The organism is Chryseobacterium sp. B21-037 (assembly GCF_028570785.1).
Taxonomy (GTDB): Bacteria; Bacteroidota; Bacteroidia; order Flavobacteriales; family Weeksellaceae; genus Chryseobacterium; species Chryseobacterium proteolyticum.
This window is the reverse complement of record NZ_JALGCB010000001.1, coordinates 4,313,030-4,328,599: the sequence shown is the minus strand read 5'-3', so window position 1 is coordinate 4,328,599 and position 15,570 is coordinate 4,313,030. Positions and strand designations below refer to the sequence as shown.

Genomic DNA, 15,570 nt, shown 5'->3' with positions numbered 1-15,570 from the left:
TTTATTTAAATTAAATTGATTAATATCTATATCCTCTATGATTAATAAAGTTATCGAAGTTATAACCCAATCCGATCATAAAGCTGTTTCCTCCATAAGTCTGAATATCAGACAAACCTAAATTATAAGTTGCTCCGATCATAAACTTATTGAATCTTACTTTTACTAGTGGTGAAATACTTAATTGCTGGTTATCAAATCTGTTCTGAACTGATCTGTAACTTACCCCAAAAGAGAATGAATTGATATCATTAAAGAATGTGGCCATCAAGTTATAATCAATTGTTCTTGTAGAATTCGTATTCAAATTGATTAATGCAGATGGTGTAACGTACATATTATCTGCGAAATGCCAGTCATATCCTAAGTTTAAGAAGAACTTGATAGGAGAAGGCTCACGACCATTCACAATAGATTCGTCATTCGTCAAAGCAATATCATTAACCGATACTCCGGCAAAGATATTTCTAAAAGTCGCGGCTAAACCAAAGTTGGCATATGCCATGAAAATATTACTCTCCGTACCCTGCAATAAAGGATCATACCCATCTTCAGTATTGATTTTAGTATAATCAAAATTCATATTGTAAAAACTAACACTGGTACCGAATGAGAACTGATCTTTTCTCTCTCCTTCACTACTAAGCGGAATAAAATATGAAGCACCCGCTGTAATACCTCCTGCTGAAATAGGACCATTACTATCTCTAAAAACAGATATCCCTGCACCAACTCTATCAAAAATGTTAGCATTGATCCCTACTGACTGCACATTAGGAGACTCATTAAATTTTGAAAATTGCTGTTGATAATTGAGGTTGAGCTGAACATAATCTGTTTTACCGTATTGTGCCGGATTGAACAGGAACTCACCATCCAAAAGATATTGTTGATAATATGGTAGTGTTTCTTGTGCTTTGTATGCATTTGACAAAAGAGCCAAACACACTATAGCATATAGTTTTCTCATAACAAATCTTGATTTCAATTCAACAAATATAAAAAAAATCTCAATATATTTTTAGTTTTCCAAATAATTTCTCCATTTTTTTACAGCATCCGCCATATCTTGAGGCATTGGGCTTTCAAAATACAATTCCTGTTTAGTGGTAGGATGTATAAAACCTAAGGTATGTGCATGAAGTGCATGTCTTGGCAGGATTTCGAAAACATTTTTAATAAAATGTTTATATTTAGGTAAATTCACTCCTCTTAAAGGCGTATGACCTTCATATCTTTCATCATTGAAAAGGGTATGGCCAATATGTTTAAAATGAGCCCTGATCTGATGGGTTCTTCCCGTTTCCAGTTTACATTCTACCCAGGTCATATATCTGAACCTTTCCAAAACTTTATAATGCGTAACCGCATGCTTCCCGTGGCTTCCGTCCTCGTAAACCGACATCTGCATCCTGTTCTTAGGGTGACGCCCTATATGCCCCCGAATGGTACCTTCATCATCCTGTACATTCCCCCACACAAAAGCCCAATATAATCTTTTCGTCCTTCTGTCAAAAAATTGTTTGGCAAGGAAGCTTAATGCATATTCATTCTTGGCGATAACCAATAGACCCGAGGTATCCTTATCAATCCTGTGAACAAGGCCTACTCTATCCAGATCAGATTTCTCACCATTTTTGGCAAAATGAAATGCAAGAGCATTCACCAAAGTACCATCCCAGTTTCCAAATCCGGGATGCACAACCATTCCGGGTTCTTTATCTACAACAACAAGATCATCATCCTCATAAACAATATTGATCGGAATATCCTGAGGGATAATTACATTTTCTCTCGGAGGATGGGCCAGTAGAACAGAAATCTGATCTCCCGGCTTTACACGGTAATTCTGTTTTACAGGAGTTCCGTTTACGACAACGTTACCTGCTCTGCATGTTTGTGAAATTTTATTTCTTGAAGAATTCTGCCTGAAAATCAGTAAAAACTTATCTATTCTTAAAGGCTCCTGGTTTTTATCGACAGTAATATTGAAATGCTCATACAGTCCTTTATTTTCCTCATCAATATCAATATTGTTGGAATCCAATAATTCTTCATCAAAAAAATCCTCGTTATCTTCTGTCATGATTTTTTATTTTTTACACAAAAGGCCTCAACATGATAAGTTGAAGCCTGTATTTTTAATAATAAATGGTAACTACTCTACTACAACTTTCTTAGCTTTTGGCTTTTGAGCTGGTTGTTGTGTACCATTTGTTGCTGTTTTATTATTTCCAGCATTATTATTTCCCGCAGGAGTATTGATTGTTGTACTCTTCGGTTTACTTTCGGTTGTTGTTTTCGGCTTCGTATCAGCAGTCGCAGGTTTCGAAACCGGAGTTTTAGAAACTTCCGTTTTAGCAGGTTCAATTTTTTTATGAACCACTGGTGGTACAGGAACTGGTTCGTAAACAGGCTGCTGATGAACAGGAACTTCTTCATATTGTATAGGTGGCAACGAAGTATCTACCTTCATACGGTATACGGAGTTCAGCTCTTCTATTTTAGAGCGCAATTCTGCCGGAGTCTTTTTACTTGCCCAGAGGTCCATCTGCATTCCCTGATCTCTTACATCTCCTGCAGCAGGATCCTGATAATAGATAATATCAGATTCATCTTTACCTCCATCTTCATGTTCTACTAGTCCTACTTCAAACATACTTCTTGTAATTAATGCTCTGGCCTCTTTTACCGTTAAGCCAACTACATTAGGAATAGAAATATTTCTCATGGGTCCAGAACCAACTACTACATCTATCGTTGAGAACCTAGGAATCAGCGATCCTGGTTTCATAGGGTTTCCTTTAAATAAAATTCTAAGTACTGCATCTTTCTGGATGCTAGGTTCGAAGATAGTATCTCCCACTTTCAGACCTACCTGATCTATCCTTTGGAAAGCCAGACCTGAATATTTGTTAATAACATCAGGAATTGCAACCGGAGCCCAGCTTCTCGGGTTTACGATCAGATAAATAGCTCTTCCATCCTTTACATGGGAACCAGGAGTAGGAGACATCTTTAAAACCTGGAAAGGTTTGTATTTTGGATCATAAGCAGCACTGTCTACTTCATAGCCCAGACCGGCATCATCTAATATTTTTACCGCCTCATGAACGGATTTGTTTACAACATTGGGAACCGGAATTTCCTGACCATGATTCGTATGGTATTCTAACCAACGAAATGTAAGCCATACCAACCCTATAAAAACACCGATGGCTATTAACAAATTCAGTAAAACTTTCCAGTTGAAAAGTGATTTAAGCATACTTAAAAATACTTTAATTATAATGGCAAATATAGCTAATAATTTTAGAATGTACTTTTTATTTATCACATTTCATATTTGGTTTCAAAATTTCGGATTTTCACCTGTTGCATTACATAAAATGATTAAATTTGCCTTAATTGATACTATTTGGTTATGAGCAAAAAAAGTGTTGCCGTAGTTATGGGCGGATATTCTGATGAATACGTAGTTTCCCTGAAAAGCGGTCAATTAATTTATGATTCGTTGGACAGGAATCTGTATGATGTATATAAAGTAGTTGTTTTAAAGGATAAGTGGTATTTTCTGGATCAGAACGAAAAGGAATATCCGATCAATAAAGGAGACTTCTCTGTAACATTGGAAAATAATGAGCAATTGAAGTTTGATGTATGCTTTAATATCATTCACGGAACACCTGGTGAGAACGGCATACTTCAGGCCTACTGGGATGCTATAGGGCAAACTTATACGGGTTGTGATTTTTATCAGAGTGCCTTAACTTTTAATAAAAAGGACACTTTAGCAGTTCTGTCCAAATATGGTATCCCATCAGCAAAAAGTATTTATCTGAGAAAGGGTGAAAATATTAATGTTGATGAAATAGTAGACTATCTTGGTCTTCCCCTATTTGTAAAGCCTAACCAATCCGGTTCATCATTAGGAATTACTAAAGTAAAAGAAAAGTCCGAATTACTTCCGGCGACAGAAGTTGCATTTAAGGAAGATCATGAAATTTTAATAGAAAGCTTCCTGGATGGAATGGAAGTATCTGTAGGGGTAATTGATTTTAAAGGAGAGACAATTGTTTTGGGGATTACGGAAATTGTTCCTACCAATGAATTCTTCGATTATGAAGCCAAGTACGAAGGTGCTTCAGAAGAAATAACCCCTGCAAGAATTGACGAAGAAACAACAAAAAGAGTTGAAGAAATTTCAAAAAAGGCTTATGACTCTTTAGGAATGAGTGGTTTTTCACGCAGTGAATATATATTGATGGACGGCATTCCTTATATGCTCGAAATGAATACAAACCCGGGATTTTCTCCGGCAAGTATTCTCCCACAGCAGGCAAAACATTACGGTATATCCATAATGGATCTTTGTGGAAATGAAGTTGAAAAAGCATTAGCGAAAAAACCAAACTAATTATGAAAATTGCTGTTTTTCCGGGATCATTCGATCCTATTACTCTAGGTCACTATGACATTATAGAAAGAGCTGCTCCCCTTTTTGATAAATTAATTATTGCCATCGGACAGAATTCCCAAAAGAAATACATGTTCCCGCTTGAAAAAAGAATGGAATTCATCCAGAATTCTGTTGCAGAATTTCCCAACGTAGAGGTTGACTATTTTGAAGGCCTTACTGTTGATTATTGTTTTGAAAAAAATGCACAATACATAATCCGCGGATTAAGAAATCCTGCAGACTTTGAATTTGAAAAAGCAATTGCCCATACCAACCGAACTTTGGCCCATAAGAAGCTTGAAACCGTATTTTTATTAACTTCATCAGGAAAATCTTTTATCAGCAGCAGCATTGTAAGGGAAATCATCAACCACAACGGAGAGTATGAACTTCTGGTTCCTGAAGCGGTAAGAGTAGAGAATACAAAAAAATAAATAACGGTTGATCAGTGATAAATGGTAAAGGATTTGCTTATGGAAGAATCATCAATCTATTATCAGCTATCATTCAAAATATATGCACGAACAGTTCAATTTTGCCATAGAAGTATTGGGGACAATTTCCTTCTCGATGTCGGGAAGCTTTGCTGCTATGCAAAAACGACTTGATCCTTTTGGAGTTCTCATTATAGCTTTCGTAACTTCAGTGGGAGGAGGAACTGTTAGGGATCTGCTTCTGGATATTCCGGTATTCTGGATGCATGATTTGCTGACCTGCGCCGTTATTATTATGACCAGCATATTTACGATGGTCTTTAAATCTTTTGAAAAAAACTTTCAGGTTACCTTATTTATTTTTGATAGCCTGGGACTCGGCTTATTTACCATTATAGGTATCCAGAAAGGTTTAAATGCAGATATCCATCCTTTGATATGCATCGGGCTCGGAACTATTACAGGTTGTTTCGGAGGGATTATCCGGGATATTTTACTCAACAGGATACCTCTGATCTTCAGAAAAGAAATTTATGCTACAGCCTGTATTTTTGGCGGAGCTGCTTTTTTACTGATGACAAAATATTCTAACTTTTCCTACACTTTTATCCAGATTTTTACGATCCTTCTGATAGTGGTGATCCGTACACTGGCGGTAAAATACCACTGGCAGATGCCTAAGTTCTACGGATATGACCACAATTCGGAAATGTAGATCAGACAAAACAATATAAAAAGGCAGAAAGTAAACTTTCTGCCTTTATTTTTTATGATAAGGAATCAATTATCTTATTTTCCCTCCTCTTTGTCTCATATTAGGGTTATGCATATGTTTCTGCATTGTGGGCATCTTCAACTGATCTTTCATCATTTTGATCTGATCTGTCATCATTCCTGCACTATCCAATCTTTTAGCTTCTTCCAATAATTTCTGCCCTTCCTGTTTTCTTCCTTTAGAAATGGCAGAAGCAGCAAGATTTAAAGTAGCCATTGCTCTGTCATGTTTCATATTTAAACCGTACTCAAGTGCTTTCCTCATTAAAGGCTCAACTTTGGTAGGATGTTCCTGAGCCAGAGTTAATCCCTGCAGATAATGGAAATAACCATATTGAGATTTATGAAGCTGTGTCTGATAGTTCCTGATATGGTCTAAATAAGTTACAGCTTTTTCCATATTCTGTTTTCTCAATTGCCAGAAAGCCAAAAGGATATATTCATTTTTAAAGAAAAGAAAGATCGGTAAAGCTGAAAGAAGAAAGATTACAATTCCCCAACCTAAATTTCTTGTGAAAATCATCATGGCAAGTCCACCCAATATAAGAAGAGCTGCGATTACAATTTTTATGTATTTATTCATTATTCAATTTTAGAAGTGCAAAGATAAAAAATTTAGAGGTTAGAAGCTAGAACTTAGCCGTCAGAATTCTAATCCTGTTTACTTTTAATCCTCTCAAACGTCTGAAAACAGAAATCATACGGGTTCTTTTCATCCTTTTCATGGCAAATTTCATTTGTTTTTGCCCAGATTTTCCCATCTATTTTTGGAAAAAAGGTATCCGCTTCAAGATCTGCTTTTACTAAAGTTACTTCAAGCTTGTCCACAACATCCATCGTCTGTTCATATATGTTTCCTCCGCCTATTATAAAGATCTCCTCATCAATTTTCTTGGCAAATTTTACAGCCTCCTTAATACTGCCCACGATCAGGATTCCTTCTTCAAACCAATCTTTTTTTCTTGAAATAACAATATTGGTACGGTTAGGAAGTGGCTTCCCGATGCTTTCATAGGTTTTTCTTCCCATGATTACCGGATGTCCGGAAGTTATATCTTTAAAATGTTTTAAATCTTTCGGAAGATGCCAGAGTAACTGATTATTAAAACCAATTTCATTTTTCTCCCCCATTGCTACCACAATTGTTGTCATTCAAATAATTTTCCACAAAATTAGCACATAATTTGTATATTTGATTAGCACAAAAAATTTAAAAAAATAAACTATGAAAAATAAAGGCTGTTTGAGCGCCGGAACTATTGGCATTGCTCTCCTTATCATTGTTGCCGTAATCTTCTTCTGGGGAAAAAGCGGATATAATAATTTCGTAACAAAAGAACAGAATGTTGACAGCAAATGGTCTAATGTAGAGACTGTTTATCAGAAAAGAGCCAACCTGATTCCTAACCTCGAAAGAACGGTAAAATCATATTCTAAATTTGAACAGGAAACTTTAACCAAAGTAATAGAGGCCCGTTCGAAAGCAACCTCTATAAATATTGATCCTACCAATATGACAGAAGCTGACCTTGCGAAGTTTCAGGCTGCACAGGGAGAATTATCAGGAGCTTTAAGCAGATTAATGGCTGTGGTAGAATCATATCCTAATTTAAAGGCTGATCAGCAGTACATCAATTTCCAAAGAGAATACACCGCAATTGAAAACAGTATCAGATCTGAAACGGTTTATTTCAATGATGCTGCGAAAGATTATAACACTACGATAAAAACTTTCCCAAATAATATTTTGGCGAATTTTACAAACTTTAAAGAAAAACCTTATTTCAAAGCAGAAGCCGGAGCTAATAAAGCACCAGAAGTTTTCTCTGAATAATGAGCAATTTCCTGACAAATCAACAAATAGCTTCCCTGGTGGAAGCTATTCAGTCTGCGGAAGAGAATTCTACAGGTGAGATCAGAGTGCATATAGATTCCCATACGGAAACCCAGCATGCCCAAACAGCGCTGGAAGTTTTTAAAAAGCTTGGTATGCACAAAACCACGCATAGAAATGCAGTACTTTTCCATGTTAATTTTGAACAAAAATATCTTACCATTATTGGTGATACGGGAATTCATGAAAAAGTACATCAGTATTTCTGGGACCACCTGCATGACTATATAACTTCTGAATTTGCCAAAGGAAATTATTACAAGGCTTTGAAGAGTGCCATTCTGGAGACTGGTATTGAATTAAAAAAATATTTTCCTGTAGAAGGAGAAAATCCCAATGAACTCCCCAATGAAATTACGTTCTCTTAAATCAGTATTTTCATTTCTATTGATCTGCTTTTACACTTTTGTATCAGCACAATATACCATTACTAAAAAACCAGCTGTTTTATATCCTGTATATGATGAAGCTAACCTGCTTTCACAACAGGAAAAAGATGATCTTAATAATAAGCTGATCAAATTCGCAGATTCGACATCTACAGAAATTGAGGTGATTATTATTCCAAGCACAAAAGGAGAAGATGTCAATTTTCTGGCAACTATGTTTGGTGAAAAATGGGGAATCGGAAAGAAAGGGGTAGATAATGGAATTGTTTTTCTTATAGCAACTCAGGACAGGACGATGTCTATACAGCAGGGAAGAGCAGTAGAACAATACCTTACAGCCTCAGTTTCCGGACAAATACTGGATTATATTGTAACTCCTAATTTCAGGCAAGGATTGTGGTATGAAGGTATAAACCGCGGTACTTCAGCCATTATGGAAGCCGTTCAGGGGAAATTTAAGCCTGTAAATGAACCGGCAACAGGGGAAGGAAATGGAAAGGCATTGAGAGTTCTTATCATTGCTTTCGTCATATTTATTATTCTGGCTATTCTGTTCGGGAACCGAGGTGGTGGTGGCGGAAATAATGATGATGACGATGTAATCCTGAACAGAAGAGGACGCAGAAATTATCCTGGCGGATTCTTCCCTTTCCCGGGCAGCTTCGGCGGTGGAGGCTTTGGTGGCGGAAGTTCCGGAGGAGGTGGATTTGGCGGCTTCGGAGGAGGTGGAAGTTTTGGCGGAGGAGGTGCATCCGGAGGGTGGTAACATATACATTAACAAAATATAAAATCAGCCATATAATGACTGATTTTTTTTATTTAAAACACTAAAATAAGAACATTTTATTGCTTTATTTTAATAAAAAATTTAAGTTTTTGTATTAATAAATTAACAAAACCTCTTAAAAACTATCGTTTTTCTATTAATTTTTTAATATATTTACTGAAAACAGGATTATGAAAAAGACATTGGTGGTTTTTGCACATCCTTATCTGGAACATTCAAACTCGAATGTAGAGCTTATCAATTTCTATGTTCGTCATCAGCATTTCACGCTTCGTGATCTTTATGAAGATTATCCGGATTTTCACATTGCTGCCTTTAGAGAAAGAAAACGGCTGAAAAATTATGACCGTTTTATTTTTCAGTTTCCGATTATCTGGTTTGGAATGCCTCCTTTGTTGAGATTATGGATTGATGAGGTTTTTGATCGCGACTGGCTTAAAGAAGGGGAATATAATCCCCTTGAAGGCAAAGAGGTATACATTCTGGTCACAACAGGAGGGAAAGAACGGTCTTTTACCAAAACAGGAACATATCAATACACGATTGACGAGCTGATCAGTGGATTAATTGTTTCTTTAAATGTTTTTAAAGCCAATATCAAAAATATTAAAATCGTTTATGAAGCCAATAAGCTTACGAAAAAGGAAATTATTCTTCATAAAAAAGAGTTTATGGAACTATTGAATCAATGAAATAATATATGGAATCTTCTTTAGCAATTAACACGTTACTTTTTCTGGGTGTAGCCATTATTATGGTTCCACTTGCCAGGAAATTTGGGTTAAGCTCCGTCATTGGATATATTGCAGGAGGAATTATTATTGGCCCTTACGTACTTAAGCTCACAGGCAAGAATGTCAATGACATCATGCATGCGAGTGAGTTTGGCGTAATCATGCTTTTATTTTTAGTAGGATTAGAACTGGAACCCAGGAAGTTCTGGGAAATGCGGAAAAAGATTATAGGATTGGGATTAACCCAAATGGTTCTCACCATCTCCCTGCTCGTTCTGGTTTTCATCAGTGTTGGATGGAGAGCAGACCAGGCTACTGCTGTAGCAATGTGTTTCGCTTTGTCATCTACTGCTATTGTATTGCAGACCTTACAGGAAAAGAACAACCTCAAAACAACAGCAGGAGAAGCATCTTTCTCCACTTTATTATTTCAGGATATTGCTGTAATTCCCATTCTTGCCATACTGCCTGTAATAGCACATTATAAACCAAGAAACCATAACAATGAAATACAGGTGATTATTCAGAAACTTCCTGAGTGGCTACAGGCTGCAACGGTACTTTTTGGAGTAGCAATCCTTATTCTGTTGGGAAGGTATGTATTTGTTCCTTTCTTAAGATATGTTTCGAAATCCGGAATGACCGAATTGTTAACAGCCTCTTCCCTATTTCTTGTTATCGGAGTTGCCGAACTTATGGTTGCCATTGGTCTGTCTCCGGCATTGGGTGCTTTCCTTGCAGGTGTCATGCTTGCAAACAGTGAATTCAGACATGAACTGGAAGCACAGATCGACCCTTTTAAAGGTTTATTGCTCGCGGTTTTCTTTGTCAGTGTAGGATCAACTATGAATTTCAATATCATCCAGGATGATCCTTTATTTATATTCAGTACTGTTTTTGCAGTTTTGATCGTAAAGTTTATAGTTCTCTATGCTATCGGAAAATTCTTTAAAATAGACACCCCTCAAAGTCTGTTTTATGCGTTTGCCCTTTCTCAAGTCGGAGAGTTTGCTTTTGTCCTTATAAATTATGCATCTGATCTTTACCTACTAGGTCCTGAATTAAATGACCAACTTATGGCAGTAACAGCCATTACAATGTGTATTACTCCTTTTCTTCTGATTGTAAATGACAAATTTTTCACACCTAAATTTATCAAAGAAGAACCGGATACTGATCACGATTTTGATATTCTGGGGAGCGATGTTGCACAAAAGAAAATTATTATTGTTGGGTTCGGCCACTTTGGAAGTACGGTAGGACGGCTTTTAAAAGCCAATAAGATTTCAGCAACTGTTTTGGACAGAGATTCTGATCGGGTAAAATTGTTGCGTAGCTATGGTTTTAAGGTCTATTATGGTGATGCCACCCGTATTCCGATTTTACGTGCGGCAGGAATTGAAGATGCCGAGATACTGGTCCTTTGCCTTGATGATCCTAATGATAATATGTTTATTGCTGATCTTGTCCGTGAGCATTATCCCGATGTGAAAATTTTTGTAAGAGCTAAAAACAGAATTGACGCATACAGCTATCTCAATAAAGGTGTTGATAAAATTTACAGAGAAACATTGGGCACAGCTGTAGACATGGCTATAGACGTTCTTCATGAAACAGGCATGAGAAAATATGCTGCCAGACGTCTCGGACAGAGATTTATGGCCATAGATAAAGCATCTATCAGAAGGCTGGCAAAAATAAAAGAAGAAGATGAACTGCTTCTGTTTACGACAAAAGAACTCCTCCAAAGAGAGGAGGAGTTATTGGCATTTGATAATCTTAGTTTCGATAATAAAGATTGGGAAGGTGCCTCATCCGTTGAAGAAGAAGAGGATTCTGAAGATTAATATCTAGTGTATATTAACGCTTCCTCCACTACTTTCTTCTTTATTTACAGAAGTTACATTTCCTTTTTGTGAACATCGATACTTCCGCCTGAAGATGCATTAGCATCTATTTTGGATGTAGCGCTTATCTCTACGCTTGCTCCGCTGGAAGCTTCTGCTTTTACATTTTCTGCAAGAACCTGCTCTGCAGATACGCTGCTTCCTGAAGAGGATGTAATATTTGCATTTTTAGATTTCCCCGTTAATGAGATGCTTGCAGCTGAAGAAGCATCAATTTCTAAGTCAACAGCCCAGATTTTTCCTTCAAAACTACTGCTGCTACCCGCTGAAATTTCAAAATTATTCGCTTCCAGATCTCCGGTAACACTTCCCGCGCTGGAAATTTCTATATCCGTTTTCTCCTGGGTAAATTTATCTTTAACTGTGATTTTTCCGGCAGAATTTGCGTCAAGCTTGGTAAAGTCCTTGGCATAAATTTTAGCGGTAACATTATTTTGATTCATCACTCTGATTCCCGGTTTATAATGGATATGAAGTTTCCCACCCGTATTATCTACAAGGATTTCATCAATAAGATTCTCTGGTGCAGAGATCACTACTCTTTCAGTTTCAGATTTTATAATCTCAGCATCAATAGCCTGAGAAACCTCAATTTCATCGAACTCGCCTTTAAATTCTTTCTCTCTGATAGGGCCGCTTCCTTTGTCCACTACCTTTGAAACCCAATCACTTTTTTCCTTGTTTTTCCTGTCATATTTTTCATTACATGCAGACACTGCTATTAAAGTTGAAAAAATAAAAAGAGTCGTCGTTTTCATATGTATTAATTTTTTAATTTAAGTTTTAGTATTCTTTTATATTAATAACAACTAAAGTATAAAAAATATTACAACTGTTTAGTTAATTACATTCCTAAAACTGACCAAAGGTAAAATCTTATATTTTTGATTTAAATTCTGCGACCATGTTATTTTCAGGAAAGACTTTACCGGAAAGCAGCTATTATAGTTTAGTTTTTAATATCTTTATGCTTCAATAATAAGTAATTTTATGAAAAATATTTCATCGGTATTATTAATTTCTGCCTTGGCATTTAACTACTCTTGTACTACAATGAAAAAAACCGATACTCAACAGGAAGTTCCTGTACCAGATTCTTCTCTTTCTTCAAATCCATTTATGAAAAAAAGTAAGCTTCAGTACGAGGCTCCGGAATTTGATAAAATTAAGAATGAAGATTTTAAACCTGCTTTTGATTTTGGATTAAAACAGCATGATGCTGAAATTGTTAAAATTGCAAACAATCCGGCAACACCTACTTTTGAAAATACAATTGTCGCTTTGGAGAAAAGCGGGGAGGTATTAAAAAGAGCGCTGATTGTATTTTCGAATTTAACAAGCGCAAATACGAATCCCACATTACAATCACTGGATGAAGAATACGCCCCGGTTTTTGCAGCACACTCTGATAAAATGTATCTTAATGACAATCTTTACAAAAGAATACAATCTATTAAAGAGGATGGTTTAGATTCTGAAAGTAAGAGATTATTACAATATTATAAGCAGAATTTTGAGATCGCTGGTGCTAATCTTTCTGCGGCGGATAAAGAAAAATTAAAACAGGTAAACCAGGAACTGGCCTCGCTTTCCACTCAATACTCCAATAAATTACTGGAAGCAAGAAAGCAGGGAGGTGTTTTCTTCTCGGACGCAAAGGAACTTGATGGCCTTTCTGCTGATGAAATTGAAGCAGCAGCAGCGGATGCAAAAACAGCAGGACAACCCGGCAAGTATTTATTAGCATTACAAAATACAACACAACAACCGCTATTACAGAATCTTAAAAACAGAGCTACCCGTGAAAAACTATTCAAGGCTTCATGGTTGAGAGCTGAAAAAGGAGATGCCAATGACACAAGGGAAACTATTGAAAAACTAGCTAAACTAAGACTTAAAAAAGCCCAGATCCTTGGTAAAAAAAGCTTTGCAGAATGGAAACTCCAGGATCAGATGGCTAAAACGCCGGAAGCAGCTACTAAACTGATGAATCAGATTGCAACTCCAGCAGTAGAAACTGCAAGACGTGAAGCAAAAGATATCCAGGACCTTATCGATCAGCAAAAAGGAGGCTTTAAAGTAGAGCCTTGGGATTGGAATTTCTATGCAGAACAGGTAAGAAAAGCAAAATTTGATCTGGATGAAAATCAAATCAAACCTTATTTTGAAGTAACCACAGTTTTAGAAAAAGGAGTTTTTTATGCTGCCGAAAAGTTCTATGGGCTTACGTTCAAAAAAGAACTGACCTTCCAACCTATCATCCTGATGTGGTAACATATGAGGTTTTTGACCACGACGGAAAATCAATTGCTATTTATTATCTTGATTTTTACACAAGAGATTCTAAAAACGGAGGTGCATGGATGAGTAACTTTGTTGAACAATCTTACCTTTTAGGAACAAAACCTGTGATTGTAAATTGCTACAATTACCAGAAACCGGCACCCGGTAAACCTTCATTGATCAGTTATGATGATGTTTCTACCATGTTCCATGAATTCGGACATTCAATACACGGAATGTTTGCAAGCCAGAAGTATCCTTCTCTTTCCGGGACTAATGTCCCTAGAGATTTTGTAGAATTCCCTTCACAGATTAATGAACATTGGGCTCTGGATCCTGTTATTCTGAAAAACTATGCCCTTCATTATGAAACTAAGCAACCTATCCCACAAGCATTGGTTGATAAGATCAAAAAAGCGGGAACTTTTAATCAGGGGTACATGACTACCGAATTGGTTTCGGCAGCAGAACTGGATATGGATTGGCACACAGTAACAAATGAAAGTCAGCTTATTCCTGTTCTGGAGTTTGAAAAACAATCCCTTGCCAAGCATGGATTTAATCTGGCTACTGTTCCACCGAGATATCATACACCTTATTTTGCGCACATCTGGGGCGGTGGATATTCAGCGGGATATTATGCTTATTTATGGTCTGAAACATTAGATAATGATGCCTGGGAATGGATCAAAAATAATGGCGGCTTAACAAGAGAAAATGGAGACCGTTTCAGGAAATACATTCTTTCTGTAGGAAACTCTGTAGACCTGAACCAGGCATTCAGAGATTTTACAGGACATGATCCGGATATAAAACCTTTATTGAGAAACAGAGGGTTTATTAAATAATAATTGAAAAACATTCATTAATTTGAATGCTTTTTATTTGTAAAATACATAATGTGAAATTTGTGGTATTATGATAAAAAATCATGATTTTTGTATTTTAAAAAATTGAAAAATGAATTGTCCATGTTGTTCGGGTAAATTATACGCTGAATGTTGCAAACCCTATCACACCGGAGAGAAGCATGCTCCAACTGCCGAAGCATTAATGCGCTCCAGATTTTCGGCTTTTGCAATCCCAAATGGTGAATATCTTATGGAAACTACTCTACCCGGAAAACGTAAATACCACAATAAAAAAGATCTGCAGGAATGGGGAGAGATTAATGAATGGGTACAACTTGAAATTATCCGGACACCTGCTTTGAACCATGTGGAATTTAAAGCCCACTACATTGATCAGGATGGAAATCCACAAGTTCATCATGAATTTTCTGTTTTCCAGAAAATGCACGATCGATGGTACTATGTTTCCGGAGAATTTTTAGATTAAAATACTTAGCTGAACTGATTATAAAAAAAATGTCCGAAAAATCGGACATTTTTATTTTTTAGTGAACATCTGTTCCGTCGATCCCATGAGAATGGCCATGTGATAACTCTTCTTCCGTAGCTGGACGTGTATTTAAAATTTCCACTTGAAAATCTAATACTTTTCCAGCCATAGGGTGGTTAAGATCTGCAATTACAACATCTGGAGTAACTTCTACTACCAATGCCTGAAAATTATTCCCTTGATTATCGGACAAAGGTAAAATAGCTCCTACAGGAGGTACACCGGATTCTTTAAACATGTCAATCGGTAATTGTGCAATGGCATCCGGTTGTCTTTCACCATAAGCTTCTTCAGGAAGAATAGTAAAGGATACTTTATCACCAGCTTTCAAACCAAGGATATTTTGTTCAAATTTTGGAATCATCATTCCTACACCATGTAAAAATGTAAGTGGGTTTTCTGCTGTTGTTTCTTCTACAAGAATTTTACTTCCGTCTTCTTCGATAGTGTGAAGTATATAACTTACAGCTACAACATGATTGTTTTCGATTGTCATATTTTTATCTTT

Annotated in this window: 16 protein-coding genes and 1 pseudogene; 10 read left to right on the top strand and 7 right to left on the bottom strand. The window is 36.5% G+C overall.

Annotated elements, in window-relative coordinates:
* Window positions 1–19: 19 nt before the first annotated feature.
* The 3 genes from MTQ00_RS19330 to MTQ00_RS19320 form a co-directional block, all read right to left on the bottom strand.
* Window positions 20–970: a PorP/SprF family type IX secretion system membrane protein gene (locus MTQ00_RS19330; RefSeq protein ID WP_172283607.1), complete on the bottom strand. Its 951-nt coding sequence runs from the start codon at window positions 968–970 to the stop codon at window positions 20–22.
* Between the two features lie 51 nt (window positions 971–1,021).
* Window positions 1,022–2,086 (bottom strand): RluA family pseudouridine synthase, encoded by a 1,065-nt coding sequence (locus MTQ00_RS19325; protein WP_273650682.1) that lies wholly within the window; start codon window positions 2,084–2,086, stop codon window positions 1,022–1,024.
* A 72-nt stretch (window positions 2,087–2,158) separates the two neighbouring features.
* A complete protein-coding gene (locus MTQ00_RS19320; RefSeq protein ID WP_273650681.1) occupies window positions 2,159–3,268 on the bottom strand; it encodes a PASTA domain-containing protein in 1,110 nt (369 codons plus the stop codon).
* 156 nt (window positions 3,269–3,424) lie between these two features.
* Here MTQ00_RS19320 and MTQ00_RS19315 point away from each other — a divergent pair, with 156 nt between their 5' ends.
* The 3 genes from MTQ00_RS19315 (at window position 3,425) to MTQ00_RS19305 (ending at window position 5,608) form a co-directional block, all read left to right on the top strand.
* A complete protein-coding gene (locus MTQ00_RS19315) occupies window positions 3,425–4,417 on the top strand; it encodes a D-alanine--D-alanine ligase (protein ID WP_172283601.1) in 993 nt (330 codons plus the stop codon).
* Window positions 4,418–4,419: 2 nt separating this feature from the next.
* Window positions 4,420–4,893 (top strand): pantetheine-phosphate adenylyltransferase, encoded by a 474-nt coding sequence (gene coaD, locus MTQ00_RS19310; protein WP_273650680.1) that lies wholly within the window; start codon window positions 4,420–4,422, stop codon window positions 4,891–4,893.
* A gap of 82 nt (window positions 4,894–4,975) precedes the next feature.
* Complete coding sequence (locus MTQ00_RS19305; RefSeq protein WP_273650679.1) at window positions 4,976–5,608, top strand: trimeric intracellular cation channel family protein; 633 nt, start codon at window positions 4,976–4,978, stop codon at window positions 5,606–5,608.
* 69 nt (window positions 5,609–5,677) lie between these two features.
* Here MTQ00_RS19305 and MTQ00_RS19300 read toward each other — a convergent pair whose 3' ends face one another.
* Both MTQ00_RS19300 and MTQ00_RS19295 read right to left on the bottom strand, forming a co-directional pair.
* On the bottom strand, window positions 5,678–6,250 hold the full coding sequence (locus MTQ00_RS19300) for a tetratricopeptide repeat protein (protein ID WP_172283595.1): 573 nt from the start codon (window positions 6,248–6,250) through the stop codon (window positions 5,678–5,680).
* Between the two features lie 68 nt (window positions 6,251–6,318).
* Window positions 6,319–6,819: a dihydrofolate reductase gene (locus MTQ00_RS19295; RefSeq protein WP_273650678.1), complete on the bottom strand. Its 501-nt coding sequence runs from the start codon at window positions 6,817–6,819 to the stop codon at window positions 6,319–6,321.
* Window positions 6,820–6,892: 73 nt separating this feature from the next.
* Here MTQ00_RS19295 and MTQ00_RS19290 point away from each other — a divergent pair, with 73 nt between their 5' ends.
* The 5 genes from MTQ00_RS19290 to MTQ00_RS19270 all read left to right on the top strand — a co-directional run bounded on the left by MTQ00_RS19290 (window position 6,893) and on the right by MTQ00_RS19270 (window position 11,318).
* Complete coding sequence (locus tag MTQ00_RS19290; protein ID WP_172283591.1) at window positions 6,893–7,501, top strand: LemA family protein; 609 nt, start codon at window positions 6,893–6,895, stop codon at window positions 7,499–7,501.
* The gene (locus MTQ00_RS19285; protein ID WP_194304275.1) at window positions 7,501–7,929 is read left to right on the top strand and encodes a TPM domain-containing protein; all 429 of its coding nucleotides are present in this window, start codon (window positions 7,501–7,503) and stop codon (window positions 7,927–7,929) included. Before MTQ00_RS19290 ends, MTQ00_RS19285 begins: the two co-directional genes overlap by 1 nt.
* A complete protein-coding gene (locus MTQ00_RS19280; protein ID WP_273650677.1) occupies window positions 7,910–8,716 on the top strand; it encodes a TPM domain-containing protein in 807 nt (268 codons plus the stop codon). The genes MTQ00_RS19285 and MTQ00_RS19280 overlap by 20 nt, the downstream gene beginning before the upstream one ends.
* Before the next feature lie 191 nt (window positions 8,717–8,907).
* A complete protein-coding gene (locus MTQ00_RS19275; RefSeq protein ID WP_172283587.1) occupies window positions 8,908–9,429 on the top strand; it encodes an NAD(P)H-dependent oxidoreductase in 522 nt (173 codons plus the stop codon).
* A gap of 8 nt (window positions 9,430–9,437) precedes the next feature.
* Complete coding sequence (locus tag MTQ00_RS19270) at window positions 9,438–11,318, top strand: monovalent cation:proton antiporter-2 (CPA2) family protein (protein WP_273650676.1); 1,881 nt, start codon at window positions 9,438–9,440, stop codon at window positions 11,316–11,318.
* 53 nt (window positions 11,319–11,371) lie between these two features.
* On the opposite strand, the gene MTQ00_RS19265 is transcribed toward MTQ00_RS19270, so the two are convergent.
* A complete protein-coding gene (locus MTQ00_RS19265; RefSeq protein ID WP_273650675.1) occupies window positions 11,372–12,136 on the bottom strand; it encodes a head GIN domain-containing protein in 765 nt (254 codons plus the stop codon).
* Window positions 12,137–12,368: 232 nt separating this feature from the next.
* Between MTQ00_RS19265 and MTQ00_RS19260 the strand changes: the two are divergent.
* Together MTQ00_RS19260 and MTQ00_RS19255 are read left to right on the top strand one after the other, a co-directional pair.
* A pseudogene (locus tag MTQ00_RS19260) lies at window positions 12,369–14,509 on the top strand (M3 family metallopeptidase).
* A 112-nt stretch (window positions 14,510–14,621) separates the two neighbouring features.
* Window positions 14,622–14,999, top strand: a complete 378-nt coding sequence (locus MTQ00_RS19255; RefSeq protein ID WP_273650674.1) for a YchJ family protein — start codon at window positions 14,622–14,624, stop codon at window positions 14,997–14,999.
* Window positions 15,000–15,057: 58 nt separating this feature from the next.
* Here the strand turns inward: MTQ00_RS19255 and MTQ00_RS19250 are convergent, their stop codons facing one another.
* Window positions 15,058–15,558 (bottom strand): FKBP-type peptidyl-prolyl cis-trans isomerase, encoded by a 501-nt coding sequence (locus MTQ00_RS19250; protein WP_172283566.1) that lies wholly within the window; start codon window positions 15,556–15,558, stop codon window positions 15,058–15,060.
* Between the last annotated feature and the right edge of the window lie 12 nt (window positions 15,559–15,570).

Coding starts and splice junctions, on each gene's coding strand:
- MTQ00_RS19330 (WP_172283607.1), bottom strand. CDS start 970: ATGAGAAAACTATATGCTATAGTGTGTTTGGCTCTTTTGTCAAATGCA.
- MTQ00_RS19325 (WP_273650682.1), bottom strand. CDS start 2,086: ATGACAGAAGATAACGAGGATTTTTTTGATGAAGAATTATTGGATTCC.
- MTQ00_RS19320 (WP_273650681.1), bottom strand. CDS start 3,268: ATGCTTAAATCACTTTTCAACTGGAAAGTTTTACTGAATTTGTTAATA.
- MTQ00_RS19315 (WP_172283601.1), top strand. CDS start 3,425: ATGAGCAAAAAAAGTGTTGCCGTAGTTATGGGCGGATATTCTGATGAA.
- coaD (WP_273650680.1), top strand. CDS start 4,420: ATGAAAATTGCTGTTTTTCCGGGATCATTCGATCCTATTACTCTAGGT.
- MTQ00_RS19305 (WP_273650679.1), top strand. CDS start 4,976: ATGCACGAACAGTTCAATTTTGCCATAGAAGTATTGGGGACAATTTCC.
- MTQ00_RS19300 (WP_172283595.1), bottom strand. CDS start 6,250: ATGAATAAATACATAAAAATTGTAATCGCAGCTCTTCTTATATTGGGT.
- MTQ00_RS19295 (WP_273650678.1), bottom strand. CDS start 6,819: ATGACAACAATTGTGGTAGCAATGGGGGAGAAAAATGAAATTGGTTTT.
- MTQ00_RS19290 (WP_172283591.1), top strand. CDS start 6,893: ATGAAAAATAAAGGCTGTTTGAGCGCCGGAACTATTGGCATTGCTCTC.
- MTQ00_RS19285 (WP_194304275.1), top strand. CDS start 7,501: ATGAGCAATTTCCTGACAAATCAACAAATAGCTTCCCTGGTGGAAGCT.
- MTQ00_RS19280 (WP_273650677.1), top strand. CDS start 7,910: ATGAAATTACGTTCTCTTAAATCAGTATTTTCATTTCTATTGATCTGC.
- MTQ00_RS19275 (WP_172283587.1), top strand. CDS start 8,908: ATGAAAAAGACATTGGTGGTTTTTGCACATCCTTATCTGGAACATTCA.
- MTQ00_RS19270 (WP_273650676.1), top strand. CDS start 9,438: ATGGAATCTTCTTTAGCAATTAACACGTTACTTTTTCTGGGTGTAGCC.
- MTQ00_RS19265 (WP_273650675.1), bottom strand. CDS start 12,136: ATGAAAACGACGACTCTTTTTATTTTTTCAACTTTAATAGCAGTGTCT.
- MTQ00_RS19255 (WP_273650674.1), top strand. CDS start 14,622: ATGAATTGTCCATGTTGTTCGGGTAAATTATACGCTGAATGTTGCAAA.
- MTQ00_RS19250 (WP_172283566.1), bottom strand. CDS start 15,558: ATGACAATCGAAAACAATCATGTTGTAGCTGTAAGTTATATACTTCAC.